The sequence below is a fragment of the Bacillus sp. JJ864 genome, assembly GCF_036963045.1.
GTDB classification, from domain to species: Bacteria; Bacillota; Bacilli; order Bacillales; family Bacillaceae_G; genus Bacillus_A; species Bacillus_A pseudomycoides_C.
Window position 1 is genome coordinate 1 of record NZ_JBALLY010000057.1, and the last position, 25124, is coordinate 25124.

Below are 25124 nucleotides of genomic sequence, written 5' to 3' on the forward strand. Positions count from 1 at the left end.
ATTGTGCCGTTGTATTATACATAGAGTATGACACCTTTAAGTATATGTTACAAATGCATTTCCTTCCATTACTTCATGAAAAGTATAAACTGTACATCCCCACGGTTTATTTTGAAATAGCAGTGGTCCACGCCACCCCCGCGTACGTAACTCTTTCCCAATCATCGTATTAAAATAACTATGCCCAACAAGGGTAACCCGCTGATATACATTTGCATATCCAACTAACACATCGGCCGCTTGTTTCGCTCTTCTTTGTACTTCTACATAGGATTCAACATCCTTCGAATAACCAATCGTCCAAAATGCCCTGCCCAAAAACATCCATACTTCCGGTTTACACTTTATCCAGTTCGGGGCATGTAAAAGAGAAGGAACAACAGCTTCACGAAAAAGTGAATTCTGTATAAACATAACATTACTAGTCAACATCGTTGCTGATTGAACAGCTATTTTTTGATCACTCGATACGATAAATTTAGAAGATTCAACGACTTCCATCGCTTCAATTGGAATTTCCATTTCTCTCATAATATCTTCATTCTCGTATCTTTGCTGCCACCCTTGAAATTCCTGTACTGTAATCGCTTTCTTTTGAACACTAGAGCTTCCATGACGTATGAAAGAAATTTGCATCTTTCTCACTCTCCGTTCAACATTTTTCTATTATAGAAACACACTTATATTATTCAGTACTTCCATCTTCATGACTAGAAAAAGAAGAATTGCTATCAGTTCCCTCATAGTATATGTATGTTCCATGTTCACGAATCACTTTTAATTTTGTATATGCAAATAAAAACAACACAATAGCTATAAAGCTCCCCACAATCTCAAATACCATTTTATCGTCTCCGTTTCATAACACTCCTATATTCACCTTACAATAAATGTGAGAATCTTACTATAAATTCATTGTTAAAAATTAGTATTTTTTTCAAAAAAATTTCATGGAAACATTTACAAAATAGAAAATATCGTTCAAAATAAAAGGAAATACAAAAAGAATGAAACTTGTTCTCTTTTTCGTAAAAATGTAACAAGGAGAGTTGCTTATGAAAATCGCAGAAGCTGGAGATATCATTGAATTTAAAAACGGTTTACAAGGGCGCGTTCAAAAAGTAAATAAAAACTCCGTTATCGTTGATGTAACAATTATGGATAATTTTAGAGATTTAGATATGGAACCTCTTACTGTTGTCAATCATAAAAACTATACAATTATTACACAACATACATAGAATACTAGAAAAGAGGGGGCAAGCCCCCTCTTTTCTTAACGATTATCTACTGTTTCTGGATATAAATCGTGATTCATTAAACGATATTCAGCCATTTTTTCATATTTTGTACCAGGACGTCCATAGTTACAATATGGATCAATAGAAATACCACCGCGTGGCGTAAACTTGCCCCATACTTCAATATAGCGTGGATCCATCAGTTTAATTAAGTCATTCATAATAACATTCATACAATCCTCATGGAAATCTCCATGGTTACGGAAACTAAATAAATATAACTTTAAAGATTTACTCTCTACCATTTTTTGTTCTGGAATATAGCTAATATAAATTGTCGCAAAATCTGGTTGACCTGTTTTCGGACATAAACTTGTGAACTCTGGACAATTAAATTTTACAAAATAATCACGATTTGGGTGATTATTATCAAACGTCTCTAAAATTTCTGGGCTATATTCAAATAAATATTTTGTATTTTGATTTCCTAATAATGTTACATCTTTTAAATCTTCATCTTTTCTTCCAGTCATCTAAAAATCTCCCTTCACTTATACACCGCGTTTATTTCCCCACACTAAAGCGTGGAGCTGCGGTAATACTTTTGCATCATTCATTTCCTTACATTGCACAGCTTTATCAATAAGCCACTCATATTTCATAAGAAGACGCTGAATTAACGAAGCATCATCCGTCGTCTTCATATCATCATTTCCAACTTGTAAGAAAAACGGAACGTGTGGATAACGTTCATGCACTTCTTTTGCATATACAAAATCTTGATCATCAAATACAACCACTTTTAAGCTAAACTCTTTTCCGTCTAACCGTTCGATAATTGAATCTAGCATACTAAAGTTCGTTGACATCTTTGAACTCGGCGGCTTCGGCGAAATTGTCACCTCATCTATATGAAGTAACCAATCTTGCCATTTACTTCCTTGCGTTTCAATTGCTGTACGAATGCCGTTCTTTTTTAATAAAGAGGTCAATTCTCCTAAATGCTTCAGCAATGCAGGATTTCCACCAGAAATGGTTACATGTGAGAAATTTTCTCCACCAATTTGCACTAGTTCAGAAAAAATCTCTTCTGGCGACATTTGACGAATTTGCTCTTTCGCAGAACCATCCCATGTAAATGCAGAATCACACCATGCACAGCTATAATCACAACCTGCTGTACGAACAAACATTGTTTTTTGTCCAACAACCATTCCTTCTCCTTGAATTGTCGGTCCAAATATTTCTAAAACAGGAATGTTACTCACCCATCATCCACTCCCGTCTTACTTCTGCATAGCTTGTTGGTGTTTCAAATAAGCGCACAAACTCAACACGCGCCCCTTTATATTCATTTTGTCGATCACCTTTTGTTAGTGCCTCTTCCATTTTCTCGAAAATCCATACAACCATATTTTCAGCAGTTGTATTCATAGCTGGAAGTGTTTCATTTAAGTAACGATGATCTAAATATATTTCAATTTCATTTTTCCAAATTTCTTTTATATCACCAAAATCAATCGCTAAACCAATTTCATTGACATAACCACTAATTCCAAAAATTACTTTATACGTATGTCCATGAAGGTTTTTACATTTCCCTTCATAACAGTGCAGATGGTGGGCAGCATCAAACGTAAATTCTTTACTAACCATAACACGCTTATTATGATACTTCAGTTGCTTGCGCTCGATGTCCTGATCTATTTTTTGTAAATTTTCAACTATGCGAAATCCAAAGAAGTCTTGTGTCATTATGCTTTCGCTCCTTCACGTTCTTGTACATATTTATCAAGTCCTGCTTTACGAAGCTGACACGCTGGACATTCACCGCAGCCATCACCAATAATTCCGTTATAGCACGTTAACGTTTTTTCACGGACAAATTCAAAAGCTCCAAGTTCATCTGCCAGTTTCCACGTTTCTGCTTTATCAATCCACATAAGTGGTGTATGAATAACGAATGGATAATCCATCGATAAATTTAATGTAACGTTTAACGATTTCACAAACACATCACGGCAATCTGGATAGCCGCTAAAGTCTGTTTCACACACACCTGTTACGATATGGCGTGCCCCTACTTGTTTCGCTAACACAGCCGCAAACGATAAAAACAATAGGTTACGTCCATCCACAAATGTCGACGGCAACTCGCCATCTTCATGTGTAATTTCCATATCTGTACGCGTTAATGCATTAGGAGCTAGCTGATTTAACAAGCTCATATCAAGTACAGTATGCTTTACACCTAATTCTTTTGCGATTTCCGTAGCACAATCAATTTCGAGTTTATGACGTTGATTATAATTAAACGTCACTGTTTCTACTTCTTCAAACTGTTCAAGTGCCCAAAATAAACATGTTGTACTATCTTGACCACCACTAAAAACAACAACCGCTTTTTCCTTTTTCATTTCACTCATTCTCCTCTTTTTTCGATTCCAAGAAGAAAGAGCGTTCTTGAACTGTCATACTAAAAAAACAAAACAATATCAAAAAGGACATTGTTCTCTTCTTAGTTTTTTATAGAGGGAGTTCGCGAACCTCTCCCATGCTATGCATGGATTGTCTTCTTTAATTTGCACCTTACATTGTAACACACCGAGTATACGAGTGAAAAACGTCTATTTTTTCTGTTTTTTCTAAAAATAATATTTCATTTTCTTCCATATTAATAGTATGATTATTTTATATAGCAAACTTTTATTTCTCGCTACAAGGAGGTTTTAAAGCTGAAGCTTTTTATTATGTACCTCTTCATAAATATATTATTTATTTTAGTTACAATGTTGATTTATCATTTATTTTGGAGCGAAAAAGGAAATCGCTCTCCAAAGCTCAATTCATTTGTATTTATTCTCTCTTGCAGTATTACCAGTATTGTTTGTATGTCATTTGCTGCAAAAGTTGATTACGGTTTTCAATTTGACTTCCGACATGTCGTGCTCGTTGTCGGAACATTATCTGGAGGACCAATGGCGGGTGGTGCAATTTTAGGTGTTATGAACCTTTATCGTTTTTTTATTGGCGGCAGTGGCTTCATACCTTCTCTTATTGCCTCTATCATTTTGTACATTTTTCTCTTTACAACATACAAAGTATATATAAAAGGGAAAATCAAAACAAAAATGTATTTAGCTTTTTTTTACAGCCTCATATACGGCATTGGCTGGATTCCCTATTTTCTATCTATCGTTCCAAATCCAAAAGACTATACACCTTATCTTGTTACATATGAGTTATGCACAATTATAGGAACGATTTTAATTTTATACTTAATGGAAGTTTTACAATCACAAGTCCGCCTTGCAAAAGAACTTGTGAACGCCGAAAAATTTCATCTCATCGGTGAGATGGCTGCTTCTATTTCACATGAAATTCGAAACCCACTTACATCAACAAGAGGATTTCTTCAATTGCTACAATCAAAAAGCTATTCAGAACAAGAAAAACTGTTATATTTAGACATCGCTATGCGCGGTATTGACCAAGCAAATCATGTATTAACAGACTACTTAACATTCGCAAAACCAAGTATTGAAAAAGTACAACTATTACAGTTAGAAGAAGAATTACTTCATGCAATTACGCTCATGACACCATTAGCAAACCTTTCTAACGTTCGTATCCATTATACGAAACAAAGTAAAACATTTTATATAATGGGAGAAAAACAAAAGCTCAATCAATGCCTTTTAAACATTATAAAAAACTGTATTGAAGCAATGCCAAACGGCGGTGACCTTACATTTACTGTAACACCTGCTAATAAACATATCCAATTACATATTCAAGATACCGGAATCGGCATGAGTACCGAACAAGTAAAACGTCTCGGTTCCCCTTTCTACTCTACAAAAGAAAAAGGAACAGGTCTTGGAATGATGGTTGTCTTTAGTATTATAAAAGCAATGAATGGTAAAATTGACATCAGTAGTAAGAAAAATATTGGGACAACTTTTCTTCTTATATTTCCCTTAACAAAAAAAACGTGATGCAGGTGCATCACGTTTTTTTTGTTTCATCTACAAGTTCCGCAAAAGTCTTCACTTTCCCATGCGGCTGTTGATGTTCTTTTCGTGCTTTCCATTGCCTTTCTTGCTCCCGTTTTTTATTTCCCATTATTTCAACTCCTTTTCAGATGTCCTTATATATGTTCCAACATATGAAGTAGGAATATACATATACTGAATGATGCAAAAACGATAAAAATCCATCAGCTAGTAAATCAGCTGATGGATTTTTCACTTTATCTTTGTAAAATTGCATGTTTTGCTTCTTTTAACTGTGTAAGATGACGCTGTTCGTGTAAGTCTAAGAATTGCACCCATTGATATAAATTAAGCTCATCAAATACAGGATGTTTGAGCGATTTTTCAAATAGTTCTTTTTCATTTACAATGCTATGAAGAACATGTAAAAGCTTTTCTCTTGAACTTTGCAGCAATTGTATCATTTGTGCTTTTTTCATTAACGTTTCTGTTGGTTGCATTTGTTGAGGGGCTTCTCTCTTTCTTGTTCGATCGATTGTAGTTTGAAGGTCTTTTGGTGGGACAACTTTTCTTTCAGTTTTATGAAGCGCATATACAATAGCAGATGTAACAGATTGTTCAACAAGATGAAGGTGATGTAACACTTGCATAATGCTCCATTTATCACGGCGCGGTTTCATATTAATTTCTGTATCAGTTAACATTTCAATTTCTGATAAAAGTTTCTGTCTCGTAGATGCCATTCCACGTAACAACGTTTCCATATTCATATTTGCATAAGATTGCATCATATTTCTCCCCCCTTATTTGGTTAAAAAGAGGCGTTTCTTTTTAAGAAACACCTCATTCATTTAATTATTCTAAATTTTCTTTTATTATCTCATTTTTCCCAATAATTGTCGATTGTAAATTCATAAAAACCAATGCATATTTTTTTACAATTTTGTGTCGTCTACTCCATTTAACCAACCATGAATCTCATCGATTACACCTTTCACACATCCATCAGCGAATGGTGATGTTAAATTAGCTGTTTCAACTAATTGTAAGAATGATTTACTACCGCCTTGACGGCAAAGATGAACATAATCTTCCCATGCCTCTTGACGATTCTCTCTAGAACGTTTCCAAAATTGGAATGCACAAATTTGTGCTAACGTATAGTCAATGTAATAAAATGGTGAGTTATAAATATGCGCTTGACGTTGCCAAAAGCCACCGCGCTCTAAATAATCATTTTCTTCATAATCACGATGTGGCAAGTACTTTCTTTCAATATTACGCCACGCTTCTTTTCGCTCAGCTGGTGATGCTTCTGGATGTTCATATACAAAATGCTGGAATTCATCAACAGATACACCATATGGTAAAAACAGTAGCGCCGAACTTAAATGTGAGAAATAATATTTCTCTACATCTTCTTCAAAGAATAATTTCATCCATGGCCATGTAAAAAACTCCATACTCATAGAATGAATTTCACACGCCTCATATGTCGGCCAGTTATACTCTGGAACTTCATAGTGGCGGCTTTCATATACTTGAAAAGCATGTCCTGCTTCATGCGTTAACACATCAATGTCACCAGACGTTCCGTTAAAGTTTGAGAAAATAAACGGTGCTTTATAATTTTCAATATATGTACAATAGCCTCCGCCAGCTTTTCCTTTTTTCGCAACAAGATCTAATAAATTATTTTCTAACATAAAATTAAAAAATGTATTTGTTTCTTCTGACAGTTCTTTATACATCGTTTTGCCGTGATTCACAATCCAATCCGCATCACCTTTTGGCACTGCATTACCAGATGGATATTCAAAATTTTCATCATAATAAGCAAGCTTCTCTACTCCAATACGAGTCTGTTGCTTTTGTCTAAGTTCAGTTGCAACAGGAACAATATAATCAAGTACTTGTTTGCGGAAATTCGCAACCATCTCTGCATTGTAGTCTGTACGATACATTCTTGCATATCCAAGCTCAACAAAATTATTAAAACCAAGTTTCTTCGCAATTGTCGTTCTTACTTTAACAAGTTCATCATAAATACGGTCTAACTCTTCTTCATTCTCTGCTAAAAATCCATAATATGCTTCACTTGCTTGTTTACGCATATTACGATCTCTGTTCTCCATAAACGGAACAAGTTGTGATAGCGTTCGTTCTTCTCCTTCAAATAAAATTTTAGCTGCCGCTAATAACTGTGTGTACTGAGAAGACAACTTGTTTTCTAACTGTAAATCTGCTACTACATCATCAGAGTATGTTTTCATTTCAGCCTCTGCAAGTGCAAATAACTGTATACCATAATATTCTTCTAATTGTTTTCGAAATGGAGATTGTGTTAATGCCTCGTAATATTTTGTTACATATCCCTTCACAATTGGTGAATATTCATCAAAGAAATCTTGTTCTTCCTTATAAAATTCATCCATCGTATCTACACTATGACGAATATAACATATGTTATACATCGTGCTAAAATCATTACGAATCTCATTAACCTGTGCAATTACTTCTTTTTGTTCTTCCACTGTTTTAGCACTCTTAAACTGTTGTAAAGTCTCCGCAAATCTGTCTTTCACTTCATCCATATTCGGACGTTTGTATTCATAATTCTCAAATGACATAGAACTAGCCCCTTTCTTTTCTAAAAAACATTCCCTTACTATAATTCCATATATTTCGTAAATCCCCTTTATTCATCAGTAAATTTCATCCTACTTATTGCCGTGCGTACTATATATTCATTTTAATTTTCCGACATACAAATCGCTGCTATCCAACATACATCATGACCGCTTCTATGCGCGGCCAGATCCTCTCGTCTCCCTCTAAAAAAAGGGGGGGATGTCGTTTTTTAATCTTATATATAAGGAGCTTTTTTTCTGCTCACGGATAGCAAAAATAATAAAAAAACTTTGAACTATACATTCAAAGTTTTTTATTATTTCTCATATTTACCTATCTTTTTTAACAACACTAAGAGTTGATCTTTTTCATCATTTGATAACATATGAAATGATTCATGTATGACTTTCTCATGGTTTGGAAAGATACTAGAAATTAATTGTATCCCTTGTTCTGTTAATTGAGCATAAATGACACGACGGTCATTATGGCTAGGTTTTCGCTCAACAAGTCCTTTTCCCTCTAATTTATCAACAACATATGTAATACTACCACTTGCAATTAAAATTCTTTCCCCAATTTGCTGCAATGGTTGCGTTCCCTTATGGTATAACAATTCTAGTACGGCAAACTCGGTTGGGTTTAATCCATTGCTTTGAATAGACTTATTGGCCGTATCCATAACAGAGCGGTGCACGCGTGATAAAGCGATAAATACTTTTAATGATTTCGAAACATCTGCCTCTTCATACTGAGATGTCATAACACTCCCACCCTTTACTAAGCCTCTTTTCAAATAGAGAGATTATATCAAATTTAAACAACACTTCTGTATTTCAACATATTACAACAAAAAACTGCAAAAACACTACACATTTCAGAATGTTTTTATATAATAAAATTAAAAACAGAAGGAGAAGCAATTTTGAATGTAAAACTACGCAACACATTTTTATATATTTTGCTTGTCATATTTCCAACCCTTTGTATTAGTTCCATCTTGTTTTTGTACGAAAAATATACAATGGAAAAAGAAAATAAACAAGCCGCTCATATGGTCGTATTTTTATATAGAGACTACTTAGACCGTTATCTAGGAGAAGCAACATCTGCATTAGAAATGCTGGCGATGGTTATTAGCGCAAAAGCGCAAGATGATACTGAAATACAACATGTTCTACATAGTACAGATGAAACCGACGATCGATTTGATGGCCTGTATTATGCAAATGCTGATTTGAAAGTTACATTATCATCATCGGGATTAAAAGATCCTATCGATATTACTGATCGTCCTTATGCAAAAGAAGCTTTTAAAAATAAACAGACGATGGTTTCATCCGCAATTACAGATCGTGCTTCTGGCCATAAAGTGATTGTGATTGCCACTCCTGTTTTCAATAAAAACAAAGATATTTCTGGGCTGCTATTAGCAAGCCTGCGGTTTGACTATATTGCAACGTCTTTAAATGCAATCAAACCAGAATATCACTTTGAAGTACTGGATAAGTATGGAGTTACATTTTTACACGATAATAATCCCAAATTCTCCCCAAAAAACACACAACAAATTACTGTTCCATTAACAAGATTGCCGTGGAGCGTTGCTATTTATCCATTACCTATTGAAGAAACCATTTTATGTCATAACGTCTGTATGGATTGTTTAATAACATTATTTCTTATGACTATTTTATTTTTAGTTATCAAATACATTCTTCTAAAAAGACAAACGAGATTAGAAAGAAAACAAAATGAAGTACAAAAACTTGAATTAGTCGGTTCCTTCGCTGCAAGCACAGCTCACGAAATCCGCAATCCTCTTACAGGTATTAAAGGACTCATTACTCTTTTGAAAGAAACACATACAAATGAAAAAGACCAATTTTATTTGTATGTTATTGAGAAAGAAATTGAAAGGATTAATGAGATTGTCAGTGAATTCCTTATTCTTGGGAAACCAACTGCTATTATTGAAAAAACATACGATTTAAGAGATATTGTAAAAGAAGTTTCGTTAATTATTCAATCCGAGGCAAATTTACATAACGTTCAACTTTCCATACGTATGCCTGAACAACCCATTCCAATTTGTTGTTCAAACGATCATATTAAACAAGTTATTTTAAATATTACAAAAAATGCTTTTGAAGCAATGTCACTTGGTGATACATTGACGATTACAATCAAATCAAACGAAAGTACGGCACAATTGCAAATCAAAGACACTGGAAAAGGAATTCCAAAACACATTCAAAAGCATATTTTCCATCCGTTTTTCACAAATAAAGATACAGGAACGGGACTAGGCCTTGTCGTATGCAAAAGAATCATTGAAATTTATAATGGTCAAATTACGATCGAAAGTACAGAAAATATTGGAACAACAGTATGCATTATTCTCCCGCTCAATTCACGGTAATCATCCCTCTCTCACATGGGATGATTACTTCATAAATGTTGTCCAAAACGCATTCGATTTCTCATTGTGTGCGATTTTTAAAAATGATGTTTTTATCATTAACAACCATTTCGACACCTTTTTCTCTTTGTAACGTTGATATTTCACAATAAGCATGTCCAATTCTTGACTTACTTGAATTGTCTCCAAGCTATTAAATCCACTTGTAAGTCCTAAATGAATCATTTCTTCACGCTTCACATGAATATCATACAAAAGCTTGTCCATTGTAGATTTTCTTTTTACTACAAACATGCGTATCCCCCTCGATATCCTTTCATAATCTGTATTCCATTCTTATTAAGAATGAAACTTTCTGTTTCTCTCCTTATTACATACGAACGTTCAGAAAATTAAACATTTTCTCCCTATAATTTACAAATCTTTATCCTCACCTTGAGAATTATTACAAATTATTCTATCTTTGTAAATACATTCGCAATAATAGACATTTTTTTTGTTTTATTTTAATGAAAATCCCTCTCAAACAAAGAACTCCTACTTTTCACAATTTTATTTTCGACATTTTGTGCGTTTAAATTCATTCAAAACGTAAACGATAACAATAAATTATCATTTATACCACACCACTGAGCTCAATTGATTCAACTTACCGTTAGTAGATGAAAATATGGATGCTTTGTATGATCCGAAGGGAGACTTGTACATGCGAAAATATATAATAATCTTTTTCCTTACCGCCCTACTGCCAATCGTAACTTGTTCTGTGCCAACCTACGCTCACACAAATAAAGTAGCGATTGTCATTGATGACTTTGGAAATAATATGAAGGGCACAGAAAAAATGCTCTCACTGCCTATCCCGTTAACTGTTGCAGTTATGCCATTTCTTCCATCTACAAAACAAGATGCAACATCAGCTCATCAAAAAGGACACGAAGTGATTATTCATATGCCAATGGAACCGGTAAAAGGAAAAAAAGAATGGCTTGGCCCAAAAGCTATTACAACCGATTTAAGTGATGCTGAAATTAGAAGTCGTATCAAACAGGCAATTGAAGAGGTTCCATTCGCAATTGGAATGAACAATCATATGGGTTCAAAAGCAACGGCTGATGAAAGAGTGATGCGCATTATACTATCAGTTTGTAAAGAGCATGGTCTCTTTTATTTAGATAGTAAAACAAGCCCGTACAGCGTTGTCAAAAAAATCGGGGAAGAGATTGGTGTACCTATTGTCGAAAACAAACTATTTTTTGATGATCTATATACTTCGGCTCACGTATCAAAACAAGCAAATATTCTCTTACAAAAAGTAAGAACTGAACCTGTTATGGTAGCTATTGGTCACGTTGGTCCTCCAGGAGAAATTACATCTTCTGTCATTCGATCTTATATTCCTAAAATTCAAAAAAAAGCTGATTTTATCTTCTTATCTGATCTTGTAGCGCCAGCCCCGCCCATTTCTTCACAAAAATAGAGAGAGGCTTCTGCCCCTCTCTATTTCTAAATTCGGTCTACATGACTAACTCGAAAACCCCTTTTTTCTAATTTTGCTATTAATGCTTCTAACTCTTGTTGATTCAAATCATCTGTTAAATTAACGATAACGCGTCTAATATATTGATCTCCATTATCTAACGTAAATAACCCACCGATATTATATAGCTTTAATAATCTACCAAGCTCTTTAATGATTCCTTTCGACTCATGCGTCGCTAATGTTAATATATATCCACCTGTATGCATTCCAAACGAGTCTTCAATCACATCGAAAATATTAGAATGTGTTAAAATGCCTATAAACTCATGATAATCATTTAGTACAGTTAAAAAAGGCAATCTACGAATCGTATAAAAAGCTCTAAAGAAAGAATCACGTTCAAAAATAAAAGCCTGCTCACCTTTCATTAGCTCAGAAACACTTTCTTTCTTTTCTTCTTGCTCCTTACACCTATTCTCTAACACATCCACTTTATAAATAATCCCTTTAAATGTCTTACCGTCCTCTGCTAAAACAGGAATCGCTCTATATCCACTGCGTTCCATTATCTCTAAAGCTCGCTCCGCCTCTTCGTTTTCGAAGCAGGTTACAACTTGTTGCTTCAGAAGAAAATGATTTTTAACTCGCAAAATACGTTCCTCCCCACATGACGACATGTAATCTATATATAATAAGGAGAGCCGTATTTTATGAGTAAAACTTCATAAGTAAAACGCTTTCATTTTTTTGATTACTTCCTAACTGTTTGTAATTCTCTTTAGGTACTTCTACCTAAAGAGATCCTTGGATTACATCACCGAACTTTTTGTTCCTTTAATCATTAACAATTTTACGTGGTAATTCATTAAGTACTCTAATCCCTCTAACCATTTTTTCGTTTCTTCTGGCGATGTTCCCCAAACAATTAATCCATAATTGTGAACAAGCACAGCTCCGCCTCCTTTTGTAAAGCAAGGCACACTCTCTTCTAACAAATTCGCAAATTTACTTTCATCTTCTACGATTGGAATTGTAATACTTGTAATTCCTTCTTTTCCAAAAACACGTTCTACATTTCTCTGTTCAAAGGTTACTTCTCCTTCTTTTTCATATAATTCCGACATTAGGTGACTATCAACTGTTTGTACTTGTAAAATACATTCCGCCTGACTTTTCTTATAAATATCTGCGTGCATAAATGATTCAGAAGCCGGTTTCTCATCGAACGCAAATACCGGTTCACAAGTACTATTAACTACAATAAAATCATCTTCTATAAATAGTCCTTTATCTTTTCCTTCTATATTAACTAAAAACGTAAGCGGATCTTCGGACGTACGCATCGATAAACTAATTTTTGTCCCATAAAACCAATCGCGAAGAGCCAATTCCATCTTAATATCCCGTAATTCCTTCCATTTTTTCAAAAACAATAACACATTGTCACCCCCGTATTGTTATCTTCTATTTTTATGTAAAGGCAATATTTTTTGATAATTCGAAAAATTTAATTGAATTATCACATGAGAACACCTTTTTGTCAATATGCTTTTGCCGTGTTCCCTAAACTTTATCCAAATAAAAAGAGCCCTATTATAGAGCTCTTTTATTTATCATAATTTGCAGCATAGCATTCTTCTCTTGTTCATTAATAATGCGTAATTTCCGCAGTATATATGCATATAAAATGATCTTCTCATACACTCTTCTCTTCACCCCTGCTCCCTTCTTTCCTTTAACCAACTTTTTTTCTATTGGTAAATTATATGAGCAATAAGAGAAAAAGTGTCCTTTTTTTGTAAATTCATCTTCTTGTTAATGTTGTTTTTCCCCATATATATGCCTATACTAAACAATGTAATTTTAAATTAAAGTTGAGGGTAAAAATATGAACATTATTATTAGCACGTTAAACGCAAAGTACATTCATACAAATCTAGCAATTCGTTATATTAAGGCATATGCCCAGCCAGAATTTGATCTCGAGATGGCTGAATATACGATTAACGATCCTGCCATGAATATCGTTACAGATTTACATAGGCGCAAACCTGATGTAATAGGATTTAGCTGTTATATTTGGAACATAGAAGAAACAATTGAAGTCATTCAAATGCTTAAAAAGATTAATCCAAATCTTATTATTTTTGTTGGCGGTCCAGAAGTTACATACGATGTGCCCTATTGGCTCAAACGTGTTCCTGAAATTGATTTTATTATTATCGGTGAAGGAGAAATTGCTGTAAAAAATCTTCTATTTGAAATACAAGGTACACAACAATTTGAAAACCTTGACGGTATTGGATTCAGAAAAAATGATGGCAACTATGTAATCAAACCACAACGCGAGAAACTAAATTTAAAAGAATTACCATCTCCATATCGTTTTCCGGAAGATATACCACATTTAAGTAAACGCATTACCTATATTGAGACAAGCCGTGGTTGTCCGTTTAGCTGTCAATTTTGTTTATCTTCTATTGAGATCGGCGTCCGTTACTTCGATCGTGAACGCATTAAAGAAGATATTCGCTATTTAATGCAAAATGGTGCACGTCTTATTAAATTCGTCGATCGTACTTTTAACATTAGTCGTAGCTACGCAATGGAAATGTTTCAATTTTTAATTGATGAGCACGTAGATGGAACTGTATTTCAATTTGAAATTACAGCCGATATTATGAGACCTGAGGTCATTGAATTTTTAAATACACATGCTCCTCCAGGTTTGTTCCGCTTTGAGATCGGTGTACAATCTACAAATGATGAAACGAACGACCTTGTAAAACGACGTCAAAACTTCGAAAAATTGACAAGAACCGTTACAATGGTTCGCGATGGACAGAAAATCGATCAACATTTAGACTTAATTGCCGGACTTCCTGAAGAGGACTATCAATCCTTCCGAAAAACATTCAATGATGTCTTTGCATTAAGACCAGAAGAATTACAACTTGGCTTTTTAAAATTGCTGCGTGGTACAGGACTTCGCCTTCGAGCAAATGATCATCAATATATATACATGGAGAATGCACCGTATGAAATGCTTGGAAATAATGTACTATCATTTGATGATATTATTCGAATTAAACAAGTTGAAGATGTCTTAGAAAAATATTGGAATGCCCATCGTACGGACAACACTGTGTCATATATCGTATCCCATGCATTTGATACACCTTTTGACTTCTTTCAAGAGTTTGGCTCTTACTGGGATACACAAGGGTGGATACGAATTGGACACCAACTAGAAGATTTATTCCAACGTCTGTATCAGTTTTTACAATCAAGAAAAACTGCGAATCTCCATATCATTAAAGGGTTAATGACAATCGATTATTTACAAAATCATAAATATCGTCCGCGTAAATCATGGACAACAGAACAAAGGAAGAAAGAAGAGGTAAATGCCTACTATAAAGGAATTCTAGAACATCCAAACATTCTAGGAGAGAAATTTACTGCTCTTCAATTGGCAGAAAAAGACTTGTATAAACACACGATTGTAGAGCATATACCATTTGATTACCACCATTACATGAAGCACGGGGAAGTGATTTCAAATCCTTCTTTCCTTATTGCCTACTACAATCCGAAAACGACACAATGTGAATTATACGCAGCTAGTGTCAGCGAATTATCAACAATAAAATAAATATAAAAAACGAGAACCAATCAGAAAAAAATGAGACGTTTGTAAAAACGCCTCATTTTTTCTTGCCTTTTTTTGAATTACGATTTGCATATTTTGCAACACTTTCATTTTCATACTCAACTGCAAATTCCGCATCCGGCAAGCTTTCTTTTGGAGTTTGGTTATTCGTTGCAGCCGCGTTATACTTTACTTTTCGTTTTACCATATGAAACACTCCTTACTTCTTTATATAAAGTGAACTTTCGTTTTTTCATTTTTTTGTTTTTAAGCCTAGCATCTGGAAACACTATAGGTCCTCCCTAAAGAGAAAGAAGGACTTTAATATAATGCTTGTAATACTAATATGAACACTAAAACGCCACTCTATAAATGGTAACTGTTAACAAGTTGTGAATACACAATGTGAGGAAATGCTATAAAATAGGAAGGTCTATACACCTTTCTATATAAATACAAGTTGAAAACCTAACATAAAACTCCTTTCTTTTTAGATGGGCGAGATCATCTGGCCGTGATAGAAGCGGTCAGGTCCCGTTTTTTCCACGTGCTATGTTTAAAACAAAAGGCCAAAGCAAGTACAAATGAGGCTATATTCTGCATGGCTGCCTTATATGTTAAAAAATTAAAATGGATACTTAAATAAACAAGGAGCGATGAATGTGAAGAAAAAGCAACCTATCGACTCTCCGATTCTTGATGAAACGATTCCGCATCAAATGAATTTCCCTTCGTTTAAAGGAACTGGCATCACAATGCAACAACCATTCATCAATGAATATGACGTGATTATTGGTGATAGCCAATATAATTCAGAAAATAGCCCCCTAAATAATTGGAGCGATGATATCGATCCTGCTATTATGGCCGGAGACCAATGGGTGCATCCAACGAATGATATCGGTTGGATTGCTGAAGAAAATCAAGAATTACTATCTAAAAATAATAATGATGCAGAAGATGTTTTTATGCATCCACAGTTTGGTATTAATGATTAACACAGAAAAGCGATTCTATTTTACAAAATAGAATCGCTTTTCTTATCCAATAATAATCCGTTCTTTCGGATATTTATATCGAGGCGGTGTCTCTCTTCCCCCAATCACCAATATGAACGTTAAAATACCAATCCGCCCGATAAACATCAGCACAATTAATATTAACTTTCCAATTGTTGTGAGTTCTGATGTAATTCCTGTTGATAATCCTGTTGTTCCAAATGCTGAACACACTTCTACGACGAGGTTCATTAATGGAAATGGTTCCGTTATACATAAAATAAATATCGCTACCGCACATAGCAATGCACCCATCAATGCAACAACAAATGATTTTACAATATCTTCTTCATGTAATTGTCTCCCGAATACCCGTACACTTCTACTACCTTTTGCAAAGTTATACAATACGAGGATACTAACGGCAAATGTTGTTGTACGAATGCCGCCACCAACAGAACTTGGAGAAGCGCCAATAAACATTAATATACTCATAAAGAAAAGTGTCGGAGGTGAAAATTCTTGAATATCCATCGTTGCTAAGCCGCCACTTCTTGTTGTAACAGATTGAAACAATGTATAAAACAGCATTTCATCCCACGATTTGCCGTGCAAAAAATGATTCCATTCCAATAAAAAAATAACAATCGTTCCAACAATAACTAGAGAAAAGAACGTTGTCGTTGTAAGTTTTGTAAATAACGAGAATCGAAATAATTCATGTTTCTTTTTACCAATATATTGCTTTATTTCAATTAACACTGGAAAACCAATTGCACCTAAAATAATGAGAAACATATGAATAATTTGTACGATATAATCTTTTTGATACGGTATAAGCGATTGGCCCGTCAAATCAAATCCACCATTCGTTGTCGCACTAACAGCTGCAAAAAAACCATGAAAATATGCTTCCTTCCAGCTAGGAAAGTAATGTAAAAATCTTGTTCCTAATAAAAGGGCACCAAGCACTTCAATCGAAACAATTAATATTAAAATAGAGCGCATTAAATGAACAAGTCCAGCTAAATTCCCTTGATTTTGATCTGCCATAATTAATCGCCGCTGCTGCAAACCTATTTTCTTCCCTGTAATCATCCAAACAAACGTACCAAGCGCCATAATGCCAAGTCCACCTAATTGTAAAACAAGTGCTAATATCACAATACCTGCTGTATTAAATGTATCTGGAATTGACACAGTAGATAACCCTGTTACACTTACTGCACTAACAGATATAAATAAAGCATCGATAAATGGCAAATTCACTCCTGGTTTTAAAACAAATGGCATGCTTAATAATATAACTGATACAATTACAGCGATGCCATAAAATACAGCGATGAGCTGTACTGGCCTTAAACGTTGTAACCAATTTCTAATAACTTTCATTCCATCACTTCTTTAACTTTTTTGCGTAAAATACTTTAAAATCCGAACTACTACGAATAATGAGCACACCACATATCATATCATTTTCCAACATTTCATAACAAGGAATAGGTATTCCTTTCACTTGTTGAAATCGTAAAATTCTTACTGTTCGAACAGTAAGCGGTGATGACGCAGCCATGACCAACAATACTCGGGTAAGTGAATGTAACACCGTCTTAATGTAAAAGCTGTAAGCTCACACTATCCCTCTTTTCCACAAAAAAATCCAGCTAGTTTTCACTAACTGGATTACTTCGCTTTTACTCCATATCAATTCCTAGTTTGAGCGTTCTTCAAGCCAATTCCCAACTGTTGGATATGTTTGCTTTACCGCTGTTCCGCCGTACACAATTGACATATGCCCCGTTGGAATACAAACATACTGCTTATCAACACTCGAAATATGATCTAATAAAGCTTCCACTTGACATGGAAGTGCAATATGATCACGTTTCGCAGAAATATTTAATACATTTGCCTTAATATTTTCCAACTTCACCTGTTGGCCGCGAATCACAAGCTCACCTTTCACTAGCTTATTTTTTTGATAAAATTCTCGAATCCATTGACGATATGCTTCACCCGGAAACGGAATCCCATCTGCAACCCATTTTTGAACTAATCTCCAACTTTCTACAAACTGCTCATTTTCTGAACGATCAAGAAGTGCTACATAAGGACCGACAAAATTTGAAATTGGCTTTAACATTTTATTTCCAAAATCAATCATTTCCGGAGGGATATTGCCAAATGTATCCACCGCTTTATCTAAGTTAAAATATTTTTCATCTAATAGCGGTCCATATAACCCTGTATCAGAGAAGTCAAATGGGCTCGTCATAAAAATTAAATTACGAATCGGCATATGTGGGTGAAGTGCAGCATAAATAGACGTTAATGTTCCTCCCATGCAATAACCAAGCAAAGAAATTTCTTCTGCCTTTGCTGTACGCAGTACCTTTTTCACAGCTTTTGCAATGTAATCGAGAACAAAATCATCAAATTTCAAATGACTATCTTCTAAACCAAACGTTCCCCAGTCTAGCATATACACATCAAAACCACGGTCCACTAAATATTCCACTAAACTATTCCCTGGTGTTAAATCCATAATGTAAGGCTTATTAATAAGAGCATAAATTAACAAGATAGGAACAGAATGTGTCTTTTCTTTCTTCGGAATGTAACGATATAACTTCGTCTTATTTTTCGTCCAAATCACCTCTTTCGGCGTTAAACCTACTTGCGGCTCTGGTTCACGAAGTAATACTTCACTCGCTCGTCTAAAGCGTCGATATGCTTTTCGATATTCCTCTGGATACAACTCTAATTGCTTTTCCCATTCTGCTCTGGGCATTGTCATGTTCACAACTCCTTTATATTTTTATTCCGTTTAGAAAGAAAGAAGTGCATACCCATCATAGACATGCACTTCTTTGTTGTTAGATTACATATATAAACCGCCATTAATATTTAATTGCTGACCTGTAATGTACGCACCATCTCGGCAAAGGTATACAACACCTTTTGCAATCTCATCAGCTTGACCGAAACGTTTCTTCGGAATTTTCGATACAATTTGCTCACGAACGTTTTCTGGAACTTCCGCTACCATCTCTGTATCAATAAAGCCTGGGCAAATCACATTTACTGTTACATTTGTTCTTGCAAGTTCTAATGCTAATGATTTTGTAAATCCAATCATACCAGCTTTTGCAGCTGAATAATTCGTTTGTCCAAATCCACCAGCTTGACCAATAATAGAAGAGATACTAATAATTCGTCCCTCTTCAGCTTCCGTTATGTATGGAAGTGCCGCACTTGTTGTGTTAAATACGCTACTTAAATTCACATCGATAACGCGATCCCAATCTTCACGATTTAACTTTTTAAATGTACGATCTCTCGTAATTCCAGCATTATTAACTAAAATGTCTACTTTTCCAAAGTGCTGTACTGTTTCTTCTATAAGACGTTTTGCATCTTCTAACTTAGAAACATCTGCTTGACAAGCATACACATCATGTCCTTCTTTTGCGAGCTCATTCACAAGGTTCTCCGCAGCATCTTTACTGCTATTGTAATTAATTACTACCTTTGCCCCTTCTTCTGCTAGTGCTACTGTAATTGCTTTTCCAATCCCCTTTGCTCCACCCGTTACAATTGCTACTTTTCCATGTAATTGAGCCATTTTGTGCTCCCCCTTTGTTATTATTTGCGGCTACATGATGGATGGATTTCGCCTAGATGTACACCGCATAATGCATGTATACATTTATAAATAATATATCGCTCTAGAAAGAGGTTCTCCCTTCCGCTTTCAGAACGAATATATATTTAACGAAATTATTTTTTTGGATCTTGTTTCACTTGTGCAGCTGGCACTTGTAGTTTTTCTAATATTCCATTCTGTCCTTCTAATAGCTCTAAAATTTTATCTAATTTATTTTCTAGTGTTCGAATATCTTGTTTCACTTTTGTTACATCACGTTTTATTGTAGGCGATTGTCCAAGGGATTCTGTATTTTCCTCCAAAAACTCTTCAATATTGTCAACTTTGTTTTCTAAATTAATAACAAGAGAGGCAACTCGTGCAATATCTTCTTGCGTTGGGATATTCACTTTCTCTAAATACCCTTTCGTTGCATCATTCATCATCTTTTGATAAAACAAGTTCAAATCTAAAACGCTTCCCATCCATGCAGAATACTCTTCTGTCTTGACTGTTTCATTAAGCGTTTTTCCCCAAAACTTTTCTGTCTGTTCGTAAACTTCCTTCCAAGCTTGCAGTGGATCGAGTTTTTGTTCAATCACTTCTCCTACACTCCTTCATTTCGTTATTAAAACCAATAAAACAATTGAAATAATTCAATCTATTCATTATTTTCCAATATTCTGTCTAAAAGTTCAAGAGTGTATTTATTTTTTCTATTTTCAAAAAAAATGAATTGACAAAAAATACAGATAGGTGTAAATTGCACATATAAGAAAAAATTCCCAACTAACTGATTCATGAGGTGATGCACAATCATGCTACAAAATGAACCAGAAAAAAAAGAAAGTTTGGAAACGTCCCAAACGAAACAACCAAACTCCATGCCAAAAAACTTCTTAGTTCCATTCCTACTTCTCTGTCTTAAAGACTGGAGTCTTCACGGTTACAAACTCATTCAAATGCTAATGGATATTGGCTTTTCTTCTATTGATCAAGGTAATGTATATAGGACTTTGCGAAAGTTAGAAAAAGAAAACCTCATATCTTCCACTTGGGATACAAGTGAAGGAGGTCCAGCAAAACGAATTTATTCTTTAACGGAATATGGAGAGGAATATTTAACTTCTTGCGCTACGTCTTTTGAACAATACCAAAAGATGCTGCGTACATTTTTTAACCTATACACAAATGCATTCTTCCCATTTTCCACGGTTTCAGTAAAGGATGAGAAATCTTCATCATCTTCTGGTGATACAGCAGATTAATCTGCGTTCACAATATGTAAAAATTTTATTTGGAGGTCAAGTCATGGAAACGAAACCACACGAACTTGTTGATGCATTCTGGAAAAATTGGTCACACTCTCTTTCCCTTTTCTCTTCAGCGGGAAAACAAATGGAACAACTTACATTAGAAACGTTGAAACATCAGCAGGAAGCTTTGCATAAATTAACAGAAAGTACACAAGAAATCGAAAAAGAAATCCAGCAATTTTCAGCACAAGCAAACACACAATATACTGAATATGTAAAGCAATTCGCCGGAAATTCCTTTAATGAACAAATGGATGGATGGCACGAAAAATGGAATGAACTTTCCAATCAGATGCAGCAAATCACTGTGTCTCCAACAAAAACATCTCTATCTTTACTTTCACAAACAAGCGAACAGTTCGAAGAAGCAGTGAAGCAACTAATTAGCCAACAACAACAACAACGTGAAGAGGTTCAAAAGCAAATGGAAAGTTTTTTAGAAGAATTCAAATCCATGCAACTAGACCTCGTAAAAAAGTTCGAGGAAAACTCAAAAAATCTATTTACTTCCATGAAGTAAGAAAGATGTGGCAACTAACTGCAAAAAATACTCTTTCCTTTCTTTCTCCCGTTGCATCTGGATGGCTTACATTTTTCAACATGGAAAAGAAGGAGGAAGAAATGAATCCTTTTCGAGAAGCAGAATCTGTTCATGAGCTTTATTATGATGACATTCACATAGGGGATCAAGCTTCTTTAACAAAAACGATTGCAAACGAAGATATTATTACGTTTGCAAAACTTACGGGCGATGTAAATCCCATTCATCTCCTTGATTCTTTTGCCAAAACAACGATGTTTAAAGAACGCATTGCTCATGGTATGCTCGTTTCTAGCTTTATTTCAACAATACTTGGCACAAAGCTTCCTGGAAAAAATACCATTTATTTATCACAAAATATCGCATTCCGTGCCCCTGTAAAAATCGGAGATACACTACGTGTTATCGCTGAAGTCATTGAAAAACGCGATGATAAAAGGTTTATTACCTTACAAACAAACATATATAATCAATACAATAAAGTTGTTGTAGAAGGTACAGCAACCGTTATGAAAAAAGAGTAGCGCTGCTACTCTTTTTCATTTCATCCAAGAACTGCTAGTCTCTCCGATTACTTCCGCGTATGAGTGAAATTCAAACACATACAATAACAACATCAGCTTCTATAAGCTGAAAATGAAAAAAGGGGTACTATACTATGGCGAAAACAAATAAATTACTTGTTCCTGGTGCTGAACAAGCACTAGAACAGTTTAAGTATGAAATTGCACAAGAATTTGGCGTGAATCTAGGATCGAACACAGCTGCTCGTTCAAATGGATCTGTCGGCGGCGAAGTAACAAAACGTCTCGTTTCCCTTGCACAACAACAGTTACGTGGATAATAAATAAAATAAACAATGGATTTGAGGCAGATATTCTCTGCCTCTTTACTATTTTCATTTTAAAGATAACAAAACAAACTACTCATGAGCACTTCCCTCTCCTCGTAGAAAGTATAAGAAATGAAATATTCACACAAAAACCTTTTAACAGGTTGACACACTATAGTATTACTTATATACTGTACGTAATAGCATATTTCCAAAGGGGAGTAGCGTCAGAGAAAATATTCTCTGAAACAAAGTCGTCATTACGTGGAACCATGTTCCTCCGGCTTTGTTGGCATATTTTATTACATATGTCTAGCAAGACCTTTGCCTATTAACGGCAGAGGTCTTTTTTGCATTCATTTCTAAATTCCTCCGCCGTTAATAGAGCTTATTTTTTGGGAAGCTAAACAATGGGGAATTTTCTTTTTTTGTTTAGCGCCTATACAAACGAGAGGAGAATGTAAATGGAACTATCTTTATTATTGCAGTATGGTTGGGTATTACTTATTTTAGTCGCTTTGGAAGGAATTTTAGCAGCGGATAATGCACTTGTCCTTGCAATCATGGTAAAACACTTACCGGAAGAAAAACGGAAAAAAGCTTTATTTTACGGACTTGCAGGAGCATTTGTATTCCGCTTTGGATCATTGTTTATGATTTCATTTCTTGTCGATGTATGGCAAGTACAAGCAATTGGTGCTGTTTATTTAATGTTTATCGCTGTGAATCACCTTGTAAAAACGTATGTTAAAAAGAATGCAACGCATCAAGAAACAGAAAAAAAAGAAAAAGAGAAAAAACAAGAAAACTTTTGGTGGACTGTATTCAAAGTAGAAGTTGCTGATATTGCGTTTGCTGTTGACTCTATTTTAGCAGCGGTTGCATTAGCAATGACATTACCGAAAACAAACCTTGGTACAATCGGCGAACTTGATATCGGACAGTTTGCTGTTATTTTCGCAGGCGGTATGATTGGATTAATCATTATGCGCTTTGCCGCATCCGCTTTCGTAAACTTACTGAAACGTAAACCTGGATTAGAAACTGCTGCATTCATGATTGTAGGTTGGGTTGGTGTGAAATTAGCAGTTTATACGTTAGCTCATCCTGCATTAGGTGTCATTCCACATGAATTCCCAGAATCAACTACTTGGAAATTGATTTTCTGGGGTGTATTGCTTGCAATTGGTGCAGGTGGTTGGTTCTTATCAAAAGAAACAAACCCAAACGTACAACAGGATTCGAAACAATATAACGAAAAAGCGCTGTAATTTCAGCGCTTTTTCTTTTTCTCAAAAATTGGTGAGGTTTCTCAATTATTGAATATGTACTATATTATACAACATATTGTTAGCGCTTTCACCAAAAAAGATGTCCTTTTTGTGAAATGTTGCACAAACTTATTGAAAGTAAGAGCAAATAGGTGTACTTTATTCATATAAAGAGTATTTATAATCGATGTATTGAAGGAGCGTAATGTTTTATGCTAGAACAAGGAGTAGATTACGTTGTACAGCTTGCAAAGAAAAAAGCAAAAATGCTAGATAACAATCCGATGGAATATTTTCTTCGAGCAGCGCTAGCTGGTATCTATATCGGATTTGTTATTGTAGTATGTTTTAAGTTAGGGAATTTTTTTCATGATGCACATTCACCTGCAACATATTTAGCATCTTCTGCGTTTTTTGGAGTCGCACTTATTTTAATCATATATGGCGGAGCTGAATTATTTACAGGAAATACAATGTATTTCACCATTTCAACTTTACGAAAAGAAACAACTGTTGTTGATACACTTCGCAACTGGGGTGCTTGTTATGTAGGAAACTTAGTAGGCGCAGTATTTTTCGCAGCGCTCTTTTATGCAACTGGTATTTTTGAAACGATAAGTCACAATCACTTATTAAATGAAGTTGTCGCAGGAAAGATGGGCGCATCAACCATGCACTTATTTTTCAAAGCTATCTTATGTAACTGGCTCGTTTGTCTTGCATGTTTTCTTCCATCTCAAGTAAAAGGAGATACAGCTAAAATACTTGTAATGATGTTTCTTGTATTTGCTTTCTTCTTATCAGGATATGAACATAGCATCGCAAATCTGTCACTATTTTCAATTGCTCTACTTGTTCCACATCCTGATACAATTTCTTTTGCGAATGCAATTCATAACTTAATTCCAGTTACAATCGGTAACATAATTGGTGGATCTGTATTTGTTGGTATGGTATATCATTATTTGACTAAAACAAAAAGTGAAACAGAATCTGCAAAAGCAGAAATCGATTCCGCACAAACTGAAGAAATCATTCCATTACCAGCACATGTAAAATAAAGCACACGTCGAAAGCATGCATTCCAAATTGATTG

Annotated in this window: 31 protein-coding genes and 1 riboswitch; of the genes, 12 read left to right on the plus strand and 19 right to left on the minus strand. The window is 34.8% G+C overall.

The features are described from left to right. Positions 1-36: 36 nt before the first annotated feature. Both V7024_RS10385 and V7024_RS10390 read right to left on the minus strand, forming a co-directional pair. Positions 37-636, minus strand: coding sequence for a histidine phosphatase family protein (locus V7024_RS10385; protein ID WP_335519227.1), 600 nt, complete (start codon positions 634-636; stop codon positions 37-39). A 49-nt stretch (positions 637-685) separates the two neighbouring features. Beyond that, positions 686-844, minus strand: coding sequence for a hypothetical protein (locus V7024_RS10390; protein WP_335519230.1), 159 nt, complete (start codon positions 842-844; stop codon positions 686-688). 211 nt (positions 845-1055) lie between these two features. On the opposite strand from V7024_RS10390, the gene V7024_RS10395 reads away from it, so the two are divergent. After that, the gene (locus tag V7024_RS10395) at positions 1056-1241 is read left to right on the plus strand and encodes a YkvS family protein (protein WP_335519233.1); all 186 of its coding nucleotides are present in this window, start codon (positions 1056-1058) and stop codon (positions 1239-1241) included. A gap of 35 nt (positions 1242-1276) precedes the next feature. Here the strand turns inward: V7024_RS10395 and queF are convergent, their stop codons facing one another. From queF to queC, 4 genes are read right to left on the minus strand one after another with little or no spacing between them, the layout of a single operon-like run. Further along, positions 1277-1774, minus strand: coding sequence for a preQ(1) synthase (gene queF, locus V7024_RS10400; protein WP_035435424.1), 498 nt, complete (start codon positions 1772-1774; stop codon positions 1277-1279). An 18-nt stretch (positions 1775-1792) separates the two neighbouring features. Continuing rightward, entirely contained in the window at positions 1793-2509 is a 717-nt protein-coding gene (gene queE / locus V7024_RS10405) for a 7-carboxy-7-deazaguanine synthase QueE (RefSeq protein WP_335519236.1), read from the minus strand. Next, positions 2502-2996: a 6-carboxytetrahydropterin synthase QueD gene (queD, locus tag V7024_RS10410; protein ID WP_090915295.1), complete on the minus strand. Its 495-nt coding sequence runs from the start codon at positions 2994-2996 to the stop codon at positions 2502-2504. The genes queE and queD overlap by 8 nt, the downstream gene beginning before the upstream one ends. Then, positions 2996-3667 (minus strand): 7-cyano-7-deazaguanine synthase QueC, encoded by a 672-nt coding sequence (queC, locus tag V7024_RS10415; RefSeq protein ID WP_335519242.1) that lies wholly within the window; start codon positions 3665-3667, stop codon positions 2996-2998. The genes queD and queC overlap by 1 nt, the downstream gene beginning before the upstream one ends. An 86-nt stretch (positions 3668-3753) precedes the next feature. Next, a riboswitch (PreQ1 riboswitch) is annotated at positions 3754-3797 on the minus strand. 233 nt (positions 3798-4030) lie between these two features. Between queC and V7024_RS10420 the strand changes: the two genes are divergently transcribed. Then, complete coding sequence (locus tag V7024_RS10420) at positions 4031-5239, plus strand: ATP-binding protein (RefSeq protein WP_335519432.1); 1209 nt, start codon at positions 4031-4033, stop codon at positions 5237-5239. A 10-nt stretch (positions 5240-5249) separates the two neighbouring features. Here the strand turns inward: V7024_RS10420 and V7024_RS10425 are convergent, their stop codons facing one another. The 4 genes from V7024_RS10425 to V7024_RS10440 all read right to left on the minus strand — a co-directional run bounded on the left by V7024_RS10425 (position 5250) and on the right by V7024_RS10440 (position 8630). Then, positions 5250-5366: a DUF6254 family protein gene (locus V7024_RS10425; protein ID WP_090915292.1), complete on the minus strand. Its 117-nt coding sequence runs from the start codon at positions 5364-5366 to the stop codon at positions 5250-5252. Between the two features lie 127 nt (positions 5367-5493). Further along, positions 5494-6027, minus strand: a complete 534-nt coding sequence (locus V7024_RS10430; RefSeq protein WP_335519250.1) for a DinB family protein — start codon at positions 6025-6027, stop codon at positions 5494-5496. Positions 6028-6171: 144 nt separating this feature from the next. Then, positions 6172-7866: a M3 family oligoendopeptidase gene (locus V7024_RS10435; RefSeq protein WP_335519252.1), complete on the minus strand. Its 1695-nt coding sequence runs from the start codon at positions 7864-7866 to the stop codon at positions 6172-6174. 317 nt (positions 7867-8183) lie between these two features. Next, positions 8184-8630, minus strand: coding sequence for a MarR family winged helix-turn-helix transcriptional regulator (locus V7024_RS10440; protein WP_335519255.1), 447 nt, complete (start codon positions 8628-8630; stop codon positions 8184-8186). Positions 8631-8792: 162 nt separating this feature from the next. Here V7024_RS10440 and V7024_RS10445 point away from each other — a divergent pair, with 162 nt between their 5' ends. Then, complete coding sequence (locus tag V7024_RS10445; protein WP_335519259.1) at positions 8793-10289, plus strand: ATP-binding protein; 1497 nt, start codon at positions 8793-8795, stop codon at positions 10287-10289. A 24-nt stretch (positions 10290-10313) separates the two neighbouring features. On the opposite strand, the gene V7024_RS10450 is transcribed toward V7024_RS10445, so the two are convergent. Then, positions 10314-10583 (minus strand): aspartyl-phosphate phosphatase Spo0E family protein, encoded by a 270-nt coding sequence (locus tag V7024_RS10450; RefSeq protein ID WP_335519262.1) that lies wholly within the window; start codon positions 10581-10583, stop codon positions 10314-10316. Positions 10584-10995: 412 nt separating this feature from the next. On the opposite strand from V7024_RS10450, the gene V7024_RS10455 reads away from it, so the two are divergent. Then, positions 10996-11769: a divergent polysaccharide deacetylase family protein gene (locus V7024_RS10455; RefSeq protein ID WP_335519265.1), complete on the plus strand. Its 774-nt coding sequence runs from the start codon at positions 10996-10998 to the stop codon at positions 11767-11769. Positions 11770-11795: 26 nt separating this feature from the next. On the opposite strand, the gene cbpA is transcribed toward V7024_RS10455, so the two are convergent. From cbpA to V7024_RS10470, 3 genes are all read right to left on the minus strand, one after another. After that, positions 11796-12422 (minus strand): cyclic di-AMP binding protein CbpA, encoded by a 627-nt coding sequence (gene cbpA / locus V7024_RS10460; protein WP_335519268.1) that lies wholly within the window; start codon positions 12420-12422, stop codon positions 11796-11798. A 159-nt stretch (positions 12423-12581) separates the two neighbouring features. Then, complete coding sequence (locus V7024_RS10465; protein ID WP_335519271.1) at positions 12582-13211, minus strand: class II aldolase/adducin family protein; 630 nt, start codon at positions 13209-13211, stop codon at positions 12582-12584. A 154-nt stretch (positions 13212-13365) separates the two neighbouring features. Then, a complete protein-coding gene (locus tag V7024_RS10470) occupies positions 13366-13488 on the minus strand; it encodes a hypothetical protein (RefSeq protein ID WP_335519274.1) in 123 nt (40 codons plus the stop codon). A gap of 172 nt (positions 13489-13660) precedes the next feature. Between V7024_RS10470 and V7024_RS10475 the strand changes: the two genes are divergently transcribed. Further along, positions 13661-15427, plus strand: coding sequence for a B12-binding domain-containing radical SAM protein (locus V7024_RS10475; RefSeq protein WP_335519277.1), 1767 nt, complete (start codon positions 13661-13663; stop codon positions 15425-15427). A gap of 52 nt (positions 15428-15479) precedes the next feature. Here V7024_RS10475 and V7024_RS10480 read toward each other — a convergent pair whose 3' ends face one another. Next, positions 15480-15632, minus strand: coding sequence for a hypothetical protein (locus tag V7024_RS10480; RefSeq protein WP_196060650.1), 153 nt, complete (start codon positions 15630-15632; stop codon positions 15480-15482). Positions 15633-16086: 454 nt separating this feature from the next. Here V7024_RS10480 and V7024_RS10485 point away from each other — a divergent pair, with 454 nt between their 5' ends. Next, entirely contained in the window at positions 16087-16422 is a 336-nt protein-coding gene (locus tag V7024_RS10485; RefSeq protein ID WP_335519282.1) for a DUF3905 domain-containing protein, read from the plus strand. A 42-nt stretch (positions 16423-16464) separates the two neighbouring features. Here V7024_RS10485 and V7024_RS10490 read toward each other — a convergent pair whose 3' ends face one another. The 4 genes from V7024_RS10490 to phaR all read right to left on the minus strand — a co-directional run bounded on the left by V7024_RS10490 (position 16465) and on the right by phaR (position 20670). Then, complete coding sequence (locus V7024_RS10490) at positions 16465-17814, minus strand: TrkH family potassium uptake protein (protein ID WP_335519284.1); 1350 nt, start codon at positions 17812-17814, stop codon at positions 16465-16467. A gap of 319 nt (positions 17815-18133) precedes the next feature. Next, positions 18134-19219 carry a class III poly(R)-hydroxyalkanoic acid synthase subunit PhaC gene (gene phaC / locus V7024_RS10495; RefSeq protein WP_335519287.1) on the minus strand — a complete coding sequence of 362 codons (1086 nt, stop codon included), beginning with the start codon at positions 19217-19219 and terminating at the stop codon, positions 18134-18136. An 84-nt stretch (positions 19220-19303) separates the two neighbouring features. Further along, positions 19304-20047 carry an acetoacetyl-CoA reductase gene (gene phbB / locus V7024_RS10500; protein WP_335519290.1) on the minus strand — a complete coding sequence of 248 codons (744 nt, stop codon included), beginning with the start codon at positions 20045-20047 and terminating at the stop codon, positions 19304-19306. Between the two features lie 155 nt (positions 20048-20202). Further along, on the minus strand, positions 20203-20670 hold the full coding sequence (gene phaR / locus V7024_RS10505) for a polyhydroxyalkanoic acid synthase subunit PhaR (RefSeq protein ID WP_335519293.1): 468 nt from the start codon (positions 20668-20670) through the stop codon (positions 20203-20205). Between the two features lie 216 nt (positions 20671-20886). On the opposite strand from phaR, the gene phaQ reads away from it, so the two are divergent. The 6 genes from phaQ (at position 20887) to V7024_RS10535 (ending at position 25089) form a co-directional block, all read left to right on the plus strand. Next, a complete protein-coding gene (gene phaQ / locus V7024_RS10510; protein ID WP_272187454.1) occupies positions 20887-21336 on the plus strand; it encodes a poly-beta-hydroxybutyrate-responsive repressor in 450 nt (149 codons plus the stop codon). 43 nt (positions 21337-21379) lie between these two features. Further along, positions 21380-21904 carry a polyhydroxyalkanoic acid inclusion protein PhaP gene (phaP, locus tag V7024_RS10515; protein ID WP_335519300.1) on the plus strand — a complete coding sequence of 175 codons (525 nt, stop codon included), beginning with the start codon at positions 21380-21382 and terminating at the stop codon, positions 21902-21904. Positions 21905-22005: 101 nt separating this feature from the next. Further along, on the plus strand, positions 22006-22449 hold the full coding sequence (locus tag V7024_RS10520; protein ID WP_335519303.1) for a MaoC family dehydratase: 444 nt from the start codon (positions 22006-22008) through the stop codon (positions 22447-22449). A gap of 134 nt (positions 22450-22583) precedes the next feature. Further along, entirely contained in the window at positions 22584-22769 is a 186-nt protein-coding gene (locus tag V7024_RS10525) for an alpha/beta-type small acid-soluble spore protein (protein WP_090915256.1), read from the plus strand. Between the two features lie 452 nt (positions 22770-23221). Continuing rightward, complete coding sequence (locus tag V7024_RS10530) at positions 23222-24028, plus strand: TerC family protein (protein ID WP_335519307.1); 807 nt, start codon at positions 23222-23224, stop codon at positions 24026-24028. 212 nt (positions 24029-24240) lie between these two features. Then, on the plus strand, positions 24241-25089 hold the full coding sequence (locus tag V7024_RS10535; protein WP_098915612.1) for a formate/nitrite transporter family protein: 849 nt from the start codon (positions 24241-24243) through the stop codon (positions 25087-25089). Positions 25090-25124 lie beyond the last annotated feature (35 nt).

Coding starts and splice junctions, on each gene's coding strand:
- V7024_RS10430 (WP_335519250.1), bottom strand. CDS start 6,027: ATGATGCAATCTTATGCAAATATGAATATGGAAACGTTGTTACGTGGA.
- V7024_RS10475 (WP_335519277.1), top strand. CDS start 13,661: ATGAACATTATTATTAGCACGTTAAACGCAAAGTACATTCATACAAAT.
- V7024_RS10435 (WP_335519252.1), bottom strand. CDS start 7,866: ATGTCATTTGAGAATTATGAATACAAACGTCCGAATATGGATGAAGTG.
- V7024_RS10420 (WP_335519432.1), top strand. CDS start 4,031: ATGTTGATTTATCATTTATTTTGGAGCGAAAAAGGAAATCGCTCTCCA.
- V7024_RS10450 (WP_335519262.1), bottom strand. CDS start 10,583: ATGTTTGTAGTAAAAAGAAAATCTACAATGGACAAGCTTTTGTATGAT.
- V7024_RS10425 (WP_090915292.1), bottom strand. CDS start 5,366: ATGGGAAATAAAAAACGGGAGCAAGAAAGGCAATGGAAAGCACGAAAA.
- queF (WP_035435424.1), bottom strand. CDS start 1,774: ATGACTGGAAGAAAAGATGAAGATTTAAAAGATGTAACATTATTAGGA.
- V7024_RS10395 (WP_335519233.1), top strand. CDS start 1,056: ATGAAAATCGCAGAAGCTGGAGATATCATTGAATTTAAAAACGGTTTA.
- queD (WP_090915295.1), bottom strand. CDS start 2,996: ATGACACAAGACTTCTTTGGATTTCGCATAGTTGAAAATTTACAAAAA.
- V7024_RS10455 (WP_335519265.1), top strand. CDS start 10,996: ATGCGAAAATATATAATAATCTTTTTCCTTACCGCCCTACTGCCAATC.
- V7024_RS10525 (WP_090915256.1), top strand. CDS start 22,584: ATGGCGAAAACAAATAAATTACTTGTTCCTGGTGCTGAACAAGCACTA.
- V7024_RS10440 (WP_335519255.1), bottom strand. CDS start 8,630: ATGACATCTCAGTATGAAGAGGCAGATGTTTCGAAATCATTAAAAGTA.
- V7024_RS10390 (WP_335519230.1), bottom strand. CDS start 844: ATGGTATTTGAGATTGTGGGGAGCTTTATAGCTATTGTGTTGTTTTTA.
- V7024_RS10530 (WP_335519307.1), top strand. CDS start 23,222: ATGGAACTATCTTTATTATTGCAGTATGGTTGGGTATTACTTATTTTA.
- phaQ (WP_272187454.1), top strand. CDS start 20,887: ATGCTACAAAATGAACCAGAAAAAAAAGAAAGTTTGGAAACGTCCCAA.
- V7024_RS10385 (WP_335519227.1), bottom strand. CDS start 636: ATGCAAATTTCTTTCATACGTCATGGAAGCTCTAGTGTTCAAAAGAAA.
- queC (WP_335519242.1), bottom strand. CDS start 3,667: ATGAGTGAAATGAAAAAGGAAAAAGCGGTTGTTGTTTTTAGTGGTGGT.
- phaP (WP_335519300.1), top strand. CDS start 21,380: ATGGAAACGAAACCACACGAACTTGTTGATGCATTCTGGAAAAATTGG.
- V7024_RS10490 (WP_335519284.1), bottom strand. CDS start 17,814: ATGAAAGTTATTAGAAATTGGTTACAACGTTTAAGGCCAGTACAGCTC.
- V7024_RS10535 (WP_098915612.1), top strand. CDS start 24,241: ATGCTAGAACAAGGAGTAGATTACGTTGTACAGCTTGCAAAGAAAAAA.
- phbB (WP_335519290.1), bottom strand. CDS start 20,047: ATGGCTCAATTACATGGAAAAGTAGCAATTGTAACGGGTGGAGCAAAG.
- phaC (WP_335519287.1), bottom strand. CDS start 19,219: ATGACAATGCCCAGAGCAGAATGGGAAAAGCAATTAGAGTTGTATCCA.
- V7024_RS10480 (WP_196060650.1), bottom strand. CDS start 15,632: ATGGTAAAACGAAAAGTAAAGTATAACGCGGCTGCAACGAATAACCAA.
- V7024_RS10520 (WP_335519303.1), top strand. CDS start 22,006: ATGAATCCTTTTCGAGAAGCAGAATCTGTTCATGAGCTTTATTATGAT.